This window comes from Rothia nasimurium, from assembly GCF_928382285.1.
Classification (GTDB): domain Bacteria; phylum Actinomycetota; class Actinomycetes; order Actinomycetales; family Micrococcaceae; genus Rothia; species Rothia nasimurium_E.
Genome location: NZ_CAKMSS010000006.1, coordinates 121497 through 134210, shown reverse-complemented (window position 1 = coordinate 134210; position 12714 = coordinate 121497). Strand labels below are relative to the sequence as shown.

Sequence of the window (12714 nt, the reverse complement as noted above, 5' to 3'; positions counted from 1 at the left end):
TACTAAGGGCGCTAGGCGCTTCATAAATTTTATTTCCCCTGTTCGGCATGATAGGCGGCCTCGCGGTACATGCCCAGAGGGCCCTGGTCCGCAAAGGCGCGCGAGTGGTTGTAGCGGTAAAGGCGCGGCGGGCGGTGGCGGGTGCCCTCAACACGCTTACCTGTATCAATAATAGACTTGGACGCCGCAATCTGGCGGCGGAAGTTTGCCGGGTCAAGTGCCCGACCCAAAATCGCCTCGTAGACCTCACGCAGCTGGGCGAGCGTGAACTCCTCACCCAAGAAGGAGTGGGCGATACGGGAGTACTCCACCTTATTCTGCAGGCGGTAGAGGGCGTACTCAACGATTTCGTTGTGGTCAAAGGCCAGGATAGGGAGCTCGTCGATGGGGAACCAGCGGATATTCTCGTGCACGCGGGTACGGTTCACCTCGGTTTGGGGGATCGACGCCCAGTAAATCACCGACACCACCCGCTCATGCTTATCTTCCTCAGCAGGAACAGGCAGAGAGCCACCCTCACGCATAATCTTGTAATCCGGGGTACGGTGCACATCACCAAAAGCATAGAGCTGCTCAAGGTAACCCGGCACCAGGCCGGTTGCCCGCTGAAGGGTATAACCAGCAGCCTCTTCAAGCGACATATCGGGCTGAAGCGGGCCACCCGGCAGGGCCCATTGGCCCTTATAGGGCTCACGCAAGCGACGCACCAGCGGCAGCCACAGCGAATGGTGAGACTCGCCCTCCTTGCGGCGCAGAGCCAAAATCACGGTAGAAACAGCAAGCGAAACCGACGTATGGTCAGCATCAAGATGCTCATCGTGGTGGGCCTGGGCGGCGTTCGGCAAAGTCATATGGCTCCCCGGTCGTAGGCAGTAAAAATCAGGACGCCCCACGGCGACCTCTACACCCATTCTAGTCAATCGGTCAAGAGATAATCCCCGCCCAACACCCCGGGCGCAAGCCCGGGAACAAAAACAAGGACGCCAGCAGGCAGTTACCTGCCCACCGGCGTCCTGGCGCGGAGCAAGCTACGAAATTTTCCAGCCTCGCAAGCTTGGCTGATTCGGCCAATGCCTGCGGCTCCGCAGGCTCCGCCGATTCGCCAGAATTGCTATTTCGCTTCGCGGAAATTCTGGCTCATCCCTTCGGTCGAGCTGAAAATTTCTTCGCAAGCTACGAAATTTTCAGCTCTCCCATCTCATCCCAGTCGTTGCCGTCGATAGTGCGGGAAATGATCTTGGGGGTCTCGGTCAGCCAGGGCTTCATGGCTTCTAGCCCCTTGGCGAAGTGGTCTGACTCTACGTGAGCTGCCGCGGCGTTGTCCTCAAAAGCCTCAACGAGAACAACCTCGTTGGGGTCCTCCACGCTCAGCGACCACTCAAACCACTTATTACCCGGCTCGGCGCGGGTAGCCTCGGTGAACTCGCGGGTGGCAGCCAAAAAGCCCTCGCGGTCGCCGTCCTTAACCTGGTACTTCACAACAATGAAAATCACGGGTGCTCCTTCACTCGATTGATAACAGTTCACTTACTATCTTTCCGAGGTAAGGGGCCAAAAGCAAGCAGAGGGTAAATCTCCCCCAGAAGATGCCATCGGAAAAGTGCAGGTGCCTGTCACTTTTTAACGGGAAGTTGCACTTTTCAGAGGGAACTGCCCGCGGACCAGCCATGTTAGCAGGAACCCGGCAATCATGGTCAGCACGATGACGCCGCCGGTGGGCAGGTTGAAAGCCCAGGAAAGATAAAGCCCCACCGTGGATGTCACCGCCCCGAAGGCCGGTGCAAAGACCATCATGCGCCCCAGGATAGAGCAGAGCAGGCGGGCGCTCGCCGCCGGAACCACCAGCAGGGCCAGTACCAGCACATTGCCCAGGGTCTGCAGAGAAATCACAACAGATACGGTGACCACCACGTAGAGCAAGATATCCAGGGCCAGTACCGGCAGGCCCGCCGCTTTGGCGCTCTCCTTATCGAGTGATACCGCCACAATTTCCTTATGGAAGAGCCCCAACACAAGCGCCAGCACAGCAGCAATGGCTGCCGCCTGGGCGACGTCCGCCCCCGAAATACCCACGATGGAACCGAACAAAAAGTCCTGCACCGACCCCGAATACCCCGGGGCCAGGGAAATGATGGTGATACCCAGGGCGAAGGAACCGGCAAAGAAAATACCGATGACCGAGTCCTCTTTGAGCTTCTGGTTCTGGCTAAAAATCGCCACCAAAATAGCGGTGATGACGCCTGCCACCAGGCCGCCCACGACCAGCGACCCACCCACGACAAAGGCCACCGCCAGGCCTGGGAAGACCGAGTGGGCAACAGCGTCGCCGATGAAGACCATGCCGCGCATGACCACATGGCAGCCCACCAGCCCGGTAATCAGGGAGGCAAGGACGACCGCCGCCAGTGCTCGCGCCAGGAAAGCCAGGTTGGGGTTGAAAAGGTCTTGGATAAATTCGTAGGGAGTAATCATGTGTTTGTATCGGTGGGGAATCTGGAGATGAATCGTACGAGGCGTGAATGGACGCCCCCGAAAGCCGACTGGCTGGGGCTGGCATGAATTGCGTGTGAGCGCTAGCGAACCCGCAAGAAGGTTAGTCGGCGCGGGGGCGTCCTGAGCGCCTAACTTATATGCTTGGCATCCCTCTCACACCCTTCGTGCTGGCCGTGCAGGAAGGCGTAGAGTTCTTCGATGCTGTGTTGCTGGGTGGGGGCGTCCACGGCGAGGTGGCCGCGCACCCCGACGATGCGGGTGCACCAGGTGCGGGCGGCGATCATGTCGTGGGTGGACATCAGAATGGTCATCCCCTCGGCGGCTAGCGCCCGGTAGAGGCGGTTGAGGGAGTCCTGGGTGGGGGCGTCCACGCCGGTGAAGGGTTCGTCGAGAAGCAGGAGCTTGGGGGCTGACGCCAGGGCGCGGGCCAGCAGGACTCTCTGCTTTTGCCCGCCGGAGAGTTCGCCCACGGGGCGGTCTTTGAGGTCGGTCAGCTCTGCCTTGTCGAGGGCGGAGTAGACTGCCTGCCAGTCGGCGCGGCGGGGGCGGCGGAACCAGCCGATGGTGCGGGTGCGCCCGCTCATGACGGCGTTTTCAACGGTGATGGGGAAGTCCCACTGGAAGAGGTGCTTTTGGGGTACGTAGCCGATGTGGGCGCGGGCTTTGAGGGGCGGTTCGCCGAGAATGTCGATACGCCCTTTACTGGTCGGCACAAGCCCGAGTAGGGAGCGCAGCAGGGTGGTTTTGCCTGCGCCGTTTGCTCCGATCAGCCCGACAAATTCGCCGGGGTGCAGGGTGAGGTTGAGACCGGCGAGGACGGGCCGCCCCGGGTAGCCTGCGTGCAGGTCGGTGATGGTGACGGTGGGGGCGGACGCCGCTGCGCCGGTTTCTCGCACGGGGGTAGGTGAGGCGGTGGTCATGCGCGGCCCCCGGTGGACTGCTCGAAGGCTTCAGCCTTAGCGGCTGCGGAGCGACGGGCTAAGAGAACACCACCGACGATGAGGGCCAGAAGTAGCGCGCCACCACCGGCCATGAGGCCAACCGGCAGGGTTGAGTCGCTGTTCTCTGTTTCGTTGCTGGTGCTTGAATCGCTAGCCGCCGCAGCGGTGGAGGTTGCCTCGGTTGCCGGGGCGCTCGCGTCCTGGTCTTCCCCCTGGCTCTCGCCCCCTGCGCTGCCCTCGCCAACCGCACCGAGGGCGTCCGCCCCGGCAAAGACCTGCTCGTTAGTCACGGTCGAGCCAACGGCGAAGAGCAGGCGGGCGGTGTCGCTGACCACGGTGCCATCAGCCAGTTCAGCGTGGGCACGCACGGTCAGGTAGTAGGCCCCGGGCTGCGTGAAGACCCAGTTGGCGTGGGTGTGCACGTTGGGTTCTACGAAGATGTCCTGGGGGTTGGTGGTGTCGGAGGTCCACAGCACTTCCGGCGCCCCAAAGGTGCCGTTTTCCAGGTACATGGAGAAGCCGCCGGGGCCCTCTACCCCTTCAAGAGTGAAGGTAACACCGCGGCCCAGACGCTCCACCACCTGGGGGTTCTGGGTGTTCCAGCCGGGCCAGACCACACCGGCCAGCTCGGTCTGGGGGATCACATAGACCTGCTCACCGGCGGTTGCCTGCACAAAGGAGTAGCGGGGGTCATCGGGCACGGGCATCATAGCGGTGTCGTTACCGCGCAGCACCACATCGGCGGGGTCGCGCCAGACCGGCTCGGCAGTTGAATCGTCGCGGAACATGAGCTCCCAGGAGCCCTCAACGAAGGCCGGGCCCATATCAACGTGCCCGGCGGCAATCTCGTGCTGGCCGGTTACTACCGGCTCGTCAGGGGAGAGGGTCTGTTCCAGGGCACGCTCCTCGGCGCTCTTGTTCTCTTCGGCCGCGTAGGCTGCGGGGGTCAGCGCGGACGCCGGCACCAGCAGGGCTGCCAGGGCCAGGGCGGTAGTGAATCGGGGAGAGATTTTCATGGAAATCCTTGGGTTAGGTGGAACAGGCACTAGAGGCTCACAGCGAAGCTGCTGGCTCGATGGAGTGAGCGGGTGCGTCAGCACACAAGAGCGAACGGAATCCGCCGCAAGGCGGGGCGTGAATCGCCTTATGAGCGCTAGCGAATCAGGCGAGAGAGTCGGCAGCGAGCGTGAGCCTCTAGCGCCTATCTACATATCTTTTTTCTTTTTGACCATGCTTCGGCCTTATCTGGCAGTGGAACAGTCAGTAATAGCCTGCGCGTTGGCCAGCATCATCTGGGAGTAGCTGGGGGCATCTGCATCGAGGGAGTCGGAGTAGAGCTCGCACACCCGCACCCCGGCCTCCTGGCCTACCTGCTGGAGTACCGGCGTCCTGTTCATGGACCCGTGTTCGGTGTAGAGGGCGGGTACGGCCAGGTCGTCGATGGTGCGGCGTAGGCGCTCGCGTTGCTGGATGCTGGGTTCTACGCCCGCACCGGGGGAGACGTAACCGGCGACGGCCAGCCCGTAGGTTGAGGCTAAATAACGGTAGCCGTCGTGGGTGGTCACCAGATTTTTACTCTCTGCCGGTAGCTGCCCGTAGATGCGGTGGAGTTCCCGGTCGGTGTCTGCCAGTTCGGTGAGCAGGGCTTCGGTGTTGGCCCGGTAGGTGGCGGCCCCGGCGGGGTCGGCGGCGGTGAGGGTGTCGCGTATGAGCTGGGCTGCGGCCATAGCGTTGGGGATCGAGTGCCAGATGTGGGGGTCGATTTCGCCGTGGACGTGCTTGCCCAGCACCGCCTGGGCCAGCAGGTAGACCTGGTCGCCGGGCTTGCCGAGGAAGCGGTACTGGGGCCCGGCGGGGAGTTCCTGCAGGGTGCGGGAGGGTACCGCAATGACGGTGGTAGCGGGGTCGTGTTCGGTGACCTGCCCGTCGGAGTCGGTGCGAATCACCAGGCGGCCGGTGTCGAGCTGGGCGGTGAGGTCGGCATGCCCGGCATCGAGGACGGTGATGGGCTGGCCGGTGGCCTCCTGTAGGGCGCGTGCCTGGGCGTCGGGGGAGACGCCGACGGCAAAGTGCACGGTGGTTGGGCGGACGTCGGTGAGGCCGTCCAGGGCCGCGCCGTCAGCGTCGCGGGCCTGGGCTTCAAGCTCCAGGGAGTATATACCCGGTTGAGTATATGCCCATGAAAGATGGGTATGGGCCTGAAGGGGGAGGGCGGTTTCCCCCAGGTTTCCCGCCTGTGTGCCGCCGTCCGCACCGGAGTCCGCTACCTTCTCAACTGACCCGAAGGTGCCGGTAATAAAGGCGGCGAGCTGGCCCGGCCCGCTGGCAGCAGTGGCCCTGAATGTGACCGAGGCGTCACGACCCAGGTCGGCATCGCGCGGGGCGCCAGAGGTGCGCAGGCCCAGCCAGATGGAGTCGAGGGAGGCGTCCTCAACAATCGGAATCAGGCTGCCCCCGTAGCTCTCAATCTCTTCGGCAACCGCCACCGAAAGCGCCCCCTCGGGCAGGTTGGCGTCGACCGTGCGCACCAGCTTCTGCTGCTCCAACAGCAGGCCGTTGGTGAAGGCTATATCGGCGTAGGCTACGTCGCGAACATCGCGTAGGGAGGGCTCGTAGGTGTGGGGGTCAGCCCCGGCAGGGACCAGCGAGGTCACCCGGGCCCTGTCCCCGGCAACGGCCGAGGTCAGGTCGGCCACAATGGGGGTGGAAGCCACCACCTGCAGGCCCTCCCGGCCCCGATCCCCTGTACCGCCACAGCCGGTGAGGGTCAGCAGGGCGGTCAGCAGGAGAGGGGCGAAGCGGCGAAAACGGTTACGCTGCACGGCGGGCAGAGCGGCGACGAACAAAGAGCAGGACGCCCGCCCCGGCCAGCAGGGTCAGGGTACCGGCTGCGACGAGGGCGCCAGTGGAAGAGGTGCCGGTGTAGGCCAGCTCGCCCCGGGCTGAGGCCTGCTGGGCCTTGGCGTGCTCATCCTCGCTCAGGGTGCAGTCACGCCCGTCGGCGGTCTTGCCCACGATGCGTACCTGGGAACCATCGGGGCGGGTGACCAGGCCAGTGGCGCTATCAACCGAGCCCTGCCCATCGCCTGCGGGGGCCTGGGTGCTAGAGCCGCTACCGGCGTCCTGCTGCTGGGTCTGCTGTTGGGCCTGGGCCATGTCGCCCACCTCAAAATTCAAAGTGCCGCTAGCGGTTGCCTGCCCGCCGCTCTTGAGCGGCACCGTCCAGGTGAGGGTTGCAGAGTAGACACCGGGGGCCGTGAAGACCCAGTTGGCGTGCTGGTGAGTATTGAGCGGTACCGAGAAGGAGTCGCCCACCCCGTTAAAGACGGTGGTCCCGGCTGATCCAAAGTTGCCCGAGAGGAAAACCGACAGTCTGCCCGGGCCCTGCAGGTCGGTCAGGGTGAGGGTTGCTGGACCGGAAGCCTGGGCAACGAGCTCGGGGTTCTGGGTGTTCCAGCCGACCCAGGGAACGGTGGCCTGCTGGGTTGCCCCAATCAGGTAGACCTCGGCGCCTGCCGGGGCGATATGGCCCATGCCGCCGGGCATGGTGGTCTTGGCGCCGTCACCCAGCACAAAGGTCAGGGCGCCGGGCTGCTTCCAGGCTGCGGGGGAGGTGCGGTCGTCCTTGATCTGGGCCGAGAGGTTGCCGCCGCTCAGCACTGCCCCGAAGTCGAAGTGGCCGCTGGTGGCTTTGTTGGTGCTTGTATTGACGGCCTTTTGGATGGTGAAGGCGGGCTTATCCAGGGTGCGCGCGGACGCCCGGTTAGCCGTACCTGCCTCACCCTGCTGAGCCTGCTCGGCAGGTTTGACCAGTTCCTCGGTGGCCAGGCACTGCTGGGGCGCGGCGCCCCCGCTACCGCCTGCCGCTGAGTGCTGCTGGGCGGGGTGCTGCTGAGCTGGATTCTGGGCGGTCGGTGCTCGGTGAACCTGGTTGCTGCTTCCCGCCGCCGGGGCTGCATGCTGCTGGCTGGTCTGGGTGCTGGCGCTTTCCTGGCTACCGCCGGGGGCCGGTGCCGGGTTGAAGGGAGCGTAGCTTGGTGCTGCCGGTGCGGACGCCGGTGCTTCGGTTGTCTCTACCGGTGCGGGTGCGCTGGGCTCGGGGCTAGTAGATGAAGGTGTCTCGGGTGCCGTGCTGGGGGAGGGGGTGGCGGTCGGCTGGGTTGCCTCGGTTGGGCCGCCCAGTTCGGCGGGGAGCTGCCCCACCACAAAGGTGTAGGTCTGCTCGGTGCTGACGGGGGTGCCGTCCGCCCGGGTGGCGCTGGCGCGGAAGGTGAGCTCGTAGGTTCCGGTGGCGGTGAAAGCCCAGTTGGCGTGTACGTGGGAACCAACCGGCTGTTGCAGGGCGGGCAGTTTCTCGCGGGAGCTAAAGACCCGTTCGGTGCCGAAGGGGGAGGACTGGAAGACCTCGACCGCACCGCCTTCGGGGGCCTTGGTTTTTACGAGTTCTAGGGTCAGTTTGTCGCCGGCTAACTCACCGGGGTGGATCCCCTCGGTATTCCAGCCGGGCCAGAGCACCCCGGCTACCTGGGTCTGGGGTGCCAGCCAGATGGTTGACCCCTCGGCACCCAAAAAATCGAACCCTGCGGGCACGCTGACCCTGGTGTCAGCACGGTCTTGCAGGTTGAAGACTGTCTGGGCGGGGTCAAGGCGGGTGCGGGGGGCACCGGGTAGGTCGGCATAGGTGAAGAGGTCTAGCTGCCCGTTGGCTAGGGCCATAGCCAGGGCGTCGGTGTGCTCGACGGTGAGGACGGTGCGCGCCGCGGCTTCTTCGCCTGCGGTGGGGGTTGCCTGGCTGGCGGTAGGGGCAGGGTCGCCCTGTTCGGCTACTGCGGGGGAGGCTGCCAGGGGGCCTGCAAGCAGGGCCACGGAAAGGGCTGCAACCGAGAGGGCGCGGGGGAACTGGTGCATGGTGTGCTTTCTAGCTGTGTGTTGTTTGGCTTTTCTCGACACATAGAATATCGTTAATGATAATCATTCTCAACTTATGGGTGGTTTTCTCGCCACCCACCCCGCACACACTAGAAAGACCGCAATGCAGACCCAAGCACCCGCGTCCTCCCCCTCACTACGCCCAGTTGCCCGCCGGCGTCCTTACCGTGCCCTCACCCTCTCGGCCCTGGCCATCGCCACCCTGGTCGGCTCAGCCCTGCCCGCCACTGCCGGGCCCGACGACGGCAAAATCGTGGGCACCCAGGCCCACATCGACGCCCCGCAAACCGTCTGGGAAAACAACGGCTTTAGCCTCTACGGCAAGATGCCCCACGGCGACAAAAATGACGCCCTCGTGCCCTTTGATCGGTCGGTTCTCTGGCTGGGCAAGGGCTACTCCGCCCGCGCCGAGGCCAAAAACCAGTACATCTTCACCGTGCCCGATTCGCCCAACGCCAGCTTCCTGGGTAAGCCCGGCGACAAGCTCTATATGGCCCCCTCCCTGCCCTACGGCAACCACAACCCGGCCTGGATCGGCTTCGGGGCAGACACTAACATTCCCGTTGAAAACTTCCGCGACGGCACCTTCACTCTCGACCTGCTGAGCGTCAATGGCCCCGGCGTCATGGAGATGTTCACCTACCGCTCCAACTACTTCCCCAACGACGTGCGCCGCATGCTCAGCTCCACCGACCCCGATTTCCAGTCGGCCGTGCTCACCCCCGGTGCCCACACCCACAACTTCACCACCTTCTCCCGCCCCGGCCGCTACGAGGTCACCTACCGCACCGTAGCCCGCGGCCTCGACGGCCAAACCATCGAATCTAAACCCACTACCGCCATCTGGCAGGTGGGCGGCAACCGCCCCGTGGACGGCGCTGGTGTTGCAACTGAGGCACCCCTGATTGATACCTACAACAAGGCCCTGACTACCGCCCTCACCAGGGAAAACTACAGCCTGACCCTGGCTCCCAAGGCGAACCCTGAAAAGGACGGCGACGACGCCCTCACCGACATCACCTTCGATGCCGGGCGCACCGACGTCTCGGGCACCCTGACCCTCTACAACCAGGGCTACTTCCTCACCGACGTGCGCGTTGAGGGCGGTAAGGCCACCTGGTCAGAGATGCTGGGTTCCCTAGATTCCCAGATTCAGGGCATCTTTATTCCGGACGGCGCCGCGGCGGCTTCCGGTGCCAAAGCCGCCAAGTGGGTCACCCCCGCCCTGACCTACGCACCCGGGGGGAGCGCGTCCGTACGCTCAGATGCGGGTGAAGGACGCTGGCCCGCCCCCACCGCTGACCCCGGCAACACCGTGCTCCCCACCGGTCACCACGCCCTGACCAGCGGCGACTACACCGTCACCATCAAACCCTCAGACCATGAGGGCTACAACCTGGTGCAGATTAAATTTGCCGACCCCACCGTGCGCGGCTACGTTTCAGGCGGTATGTTCCGCCGGGCCGAGGACGCCTCGGGCGCCGCCAACTGCCACGCCCACATCGACAACGGAGTCGCCAGCTGCTACCTGAGCGCAGCCAGCTGGCTCAAGGGCTACCACGCCATCTTCAACATCACCCCCCACCCCGACATGGACGCCCGCACCGACCGCCACACCGTCACCAGCGACTATGTGCCCGGCCAGGAATATAGCTCCAGTGGCTCCCTTACACTCACCGACCCCGTGGTAGCTCCTAGCCAGCCTGCCCCTAGCCTCGAACCTAGCCCTGAGTCCAGCTCGCCTGCTCCTTCACCGAGCAACCCGGATCCAAGCCCGTCCGCCCCGGTTCAGCCTGAGCCCACCGCTAGCCCTTCCACCCCCGCCCAGCCTGAGCCTGATGCCCGCCAGTGCCGGGCACCTGAGCTCGAAGGTCGCTACCTGCTCACCGACGGGCACGTCGATATCAAGGCATCCCTGGCAGGCGGGGTGCTGAAGCTGGCGCTGAAGGACGAGACCGGGGCTGTCACCCGCGAAGCTGCCGAGCGCTCCCTGAATGATGTGGTGCTGGGCCTGGGTGATAACACCCGCTTTGCCCGCCAGGAGCAGATGATGGCCCCCGAGCTGGACTTCCTGGGCGAGGCCGGTAGCGAGTTCTACGGCCTGCCGCAGACCCAGCAGGCCGGTATTCTCTGGCCCGGCTGGAACACCCAGGACGTTGACTACGCCCAGCTTGCCGGGCCGGTCACCCTGCACCTGGTGCCGGTTGAGATGCCGGACGGCGCTGCCTACGGGGTCTACGAGCAGGACTTCGCCGGGGCCGTCACCCTGCACGCCGGGGGTGCTACCAAGGACACCACCATCGACATTGATTTTGCTACCCACGCCCATGCTAACTGGGTCTTTACCGATCCCGGGGTCTACGGGTTCGACGTCTACTACAGCGCCCCGCTGCCCGATGGAACCACAGCGCGCAGTGAGACCCAGCGCGCGGTCTTTGCTGTAGGTGGCGCGGCGATTGACGACTGCCTGGCTGCGGCTGAGAACGCCCCCAGCCCTGAGCCCAGCCAGCAGCCGACTGCCCAGCCCGCGGCGCAGCCCTCAGGGGAGTCTTCCGCACAGCCCAGTGATCAGCCTTCCGTACAGCCCGGTAATCAGCCGACCGTCGGGGTGGGTGGGCCTGGCTCCACCTCGCCGGGGGCAGGGGAGCCGGCGGACGGCGTCCGCGCAGCTGACAATGACGGCACAAGTGGCGGTGCCGGGGCGGCCACCGGCCAGTCTGGCACCGGTCAGAGCCAGCAGGCCTCGGGCAGTGGTGGCAGCCTGGCCTCAACCGGCGCGTCGGTGCTGGGTGTAGCTGCCGCCGGTGCCCTGGCACTGGGGGCGGGCGTCCTGACGCTGCGCCGCCGTCAGCGCTAACCCCCTGCTGAACCCGCCCCCTTAAAAGTGCAACTGCCCTTCACTAAGTGACGGGCAGTTGCACTTTTAAGATGGCACGTGCGCGAGCTCTCCTCTTGCGATTGTTCAACAATTGTGTAATCTATGTCTATGACCTAGCACGCACTATGACGCCCCCGTCGCGTGCCCGCACCCCCAAGGAGAGACATGGCAGACGCAAACGCCCTGATCACCCCCAAAGACCAGGCCGCCAAGGGGCGCCGTACAGCTCTGCTCGGCTCCCTCTTCCTCATGGCCACCAGTGCCATCGGCCCCGGCTTCATCACCCAGACCGGCCAGTTCACCTACCAGATGGGCGCAGCCTTCGCCTTCGCGATTCTGGTATCGATCCTCATCGACATCGCCGTGCAGCTCAATGTCTGGCGCGTTATTGGCGTCTCCGGCATGAAAGCCCAGGAACTTGCTAACTCCGTCCTTCCTGGCCTCGGCATCTTCCTCGCTATCCTGGTAGCCCTCGGCGGCTTCGTCTTCAACGTCGGTAACGTCGCCGGCGGCGGCCTGGGCCTCAACTCCATGCTCGGCATGGACGCCACCACCGGCGGCATCATCACCGCCGCCCTCGCTATCGGTGTCTTCCTTTCCAAGCGAGCCGGCGTCGCCCTGGACCGCATCGTCGTGGTACTCGGCGCCGTCATGATTCTGGCAACCCTCTACGTCGCGATTGTCTCCAACCCACCCGTCGGTGAGGCCCTCAAGAACACCGTTATTCCCAGTGAAGTGAACTTCACCGTCATCACCACCCTGGTCGGCGGCACCGTGGGCGGTTACATCACCTACGCCGGTGCCCACCGCATGCTGGACGCCGGTATCCACGGCCCCGAGTACGTCAAGGACATCTCCCGCTCATCCGTCACCGGCATCGTCATCACCGGCATCATGCGCTTCCTACTTTTCCTCGCCATTCTGGGCGTGGTCGCTACCGGCGTAGCCCTCGATACCGACAAGTCCATCGCCGGTCAGGCCTTCGGCATCGCCGCCGGTGAAATTGGAACCCGCCTCTTCGGTCTGATTCTCTGGGGCGCAGCAATCTCGTCCGTCATCGGTGCGGCCTTTACCTCGGTGTCCTTCCTGACCACCGCCAAGACTTCCGTAACCGTCAAGAACACCCTGACCATCGGCTTCATCGTCGTCTCAACCGTCGTCTTCATCGTTGCGGGCAAGGCCCCCGCCACCCTGCTAATCGTGGCAGGTGCCGTCAACGGCCTCATCCTGCCGGTAGGTTTTGCGGTGCTTCTCTTCGTGGCAACCTTCCGCGCCAAAACCCTGCTGGGCGGCTACCGCTACCCCGTCTGGCTTATCGTAATCGGCTGGATTTCCTGGCTGCTGACCATCTACCTGGGCTACAAGTCCCTCAGCGGTATCGCCGCCCTCTGGGCAGGCTAAGCCCCCGGGTCTGCCCCAGCCGTGGGTAACAAGGACGCCCCCGCCTCACCTTTCACCACGAAAGGCGGGGCG

9 protein-coding genes are annotated in these 12714 nt (G+C 64.5%); 2 read left to right on the top strand and 7 right to left on the bottom strand.

Annotation, left to right across the window (positions count from 1 at the left end):
* Positions 1-29: 29 nt before the first annotated feature.
* The 7 genes from L6758_RS08125 to L6758_RS11020 all read right to left on the bottom strand — a co-directional run bounded on the left by L6758_RS08125 (position 30) and on the right by L6758_RS11020 (position 8342).
* Positions 30-851: an NUDIX hydrolase gene (locus tag L6758_RS08125; RefSeq protein ID WP_237199674.1), complete on the bottom strand. Its 822-nt coding sequence runs from the start codon at positions 849-851 to the stop codon at positions 30-32.
* 322 nt (positions 852-1173) lie between these two features.
* On the bottom strand, positions 1174-1494 hold the full coding sequence (locus tag L6758_RS08120) for a putative quinol monooxygenase (RefSeq protein ID WP_237205375.1): 321 nt from the start codon (positions 1492-1494) through the stop codon (positions 1174-1176).
* A 126-nt stretch (positions 1495-1620) separates the two neighbouring features.
* Positions 1621-2472 carry an anchored repeat-type ABC transporter permease subunit gene (locus L6758_RS08115; protein WP_237205376.1) on the bottom strand — a complete coding sequence of 284 codons (852 nt, stop codon included), beginning with the start codon at positions 2470-2472 and terminating at the stop codon, positions 1621-1623.
* A 149-nt stretch (positions 2473-2621) separates the two neighbouring features.
* Positions 2622-3413 carry an anchored repeat-type ABC transporter ATP-binding subunit gene (locus tag L6758_RS08110; protein ID WP_237205377.1) on the bottom strand — a complete coding sequence of 264 codons (792 nt, stop codon included), beginning with the start codon at positions 3411-3413 and terminating at the stop codon, positions 2622-2624.
* Positions 3410-4450, bottom strand: coding sequence for a choice-of-anchor M domain-containing protein (locus L6758_RS08105; RefSeq protein ID WP_237205378.1), 1041 nt, complete (start codon positions 4448-4450; stop codon positions 3410-3412). Before L6758_RS08105 ends, L6758_RS08110 begins: the two co-directional genes overlap by 4 nt.
* 225 nt (positions 4451-4675) lie before the next feature.
* Positions 4676-6280, bottom strand: a complete 1605-nt coding sequence (locus L6758_RS08100; RefSeq protein WP_237205379.1) for an anchored repeat ABC transporter, substrate-binding protein — start codon at positions 6278-6280, stop codon at positions 4676-4678.
* Positions 6246-8342 (bottom strand): TIGR03773 family transporter-associated surface protein, encoded by a 2097-nt coding sequence (locus L6758_RS11020; RefSeq protein WP_272878580.1) that lies wholly within the window; start codon positions 8340-8342, stop codon positions 6246-6248. The genes L6758_RS08100 and L6758_RS11020 overlap by 35 nt, the downstream gene beginning before the upstream one ends.
* A gap of 124 nt (positions 8343-8466) precedes the next feature.
* Here L6758_RS11020 and L6758_RS08085 point away from each other — a divergent pair, with 124 nt between their 5' ends.
* Together L6758_RS08085 and L6758_RS08080 are read left to right on the top strand one after the other, a co-directional pair.
* Positions 8467-11220 carry a choice-of-anchor M domain-containing protein gene (locus L6758_RS08085; protein ID WP_237205380.1) on the top strand — a complete coding sequence of 918 codons (2754 nt, stop codon included), beginning with the start codon at positions 8467-8469 and terminating at the stop codon, positions 11218-11220.
* Positions 11221-11406: 186 nt separating this feature from the next.
* Positions 11407-12642, top strand: a complete 1236-nt coding sequence (locus L6758_RS08080) for an NRAMP family divalent metal transporter (protein WP_237205381.1) — start codon at positions 11407-11409, stop codon at positions 12640-12642.
* The last annotated feature ends 72 nt before the right edge of the window (positions 12643-12714 follow it).

Coding starts and splice junctions, on each gene's coding strand:
- L6758_RS08125 (WP_237199674.1), bottom strand. CDS start 851: ATGACTTTGCCGAACGCCGCCCAGGCCCACCACGATGAGCATCTTGAT.
- L6758_RS08115 (WP_237205376.1), bottom strand. CDS start 2,472: ATGATTACTCCCTACGAATTTATCCAAGACCTTTTCAACCCCAACCTG.
- L6758_RS08085 (WP_237205380.1), top strand. CDS start 8,467: ATGCAGACCCAAGCACCCGCGTCCTCCCCCTCACTACGCCCAGTTGCC.
- L6758_RS11020 (WP_272878580.1), bottom strand. CDS start 8,342: ATGCACCAGTTCCCCCGCGCCCTCTCGGTTGCAGCCCTTTCCGTGGCC.
- L6758_RS08110 (WP_237205377.1), bottom strand. CDS start 3,413: ATGACCACCGCCTCACCTACCCCCGTGCGAGAAACCGGCGCAGCGGCG.
- L6758_RS08105 (WP_237205378.1), bottom strand. CDS start 4,450: ATGAAAATCTCTCCCCGATTCACTACCGCCCTGGCCCTGGCAGCCCTG.
- L6758_RS08080 (WP_237205381.1), top strand. CDS start 11,407: ATGGCAGACGCAAACGCCCTGATCACCCCCAAAGACCAGGCCGCCAAG.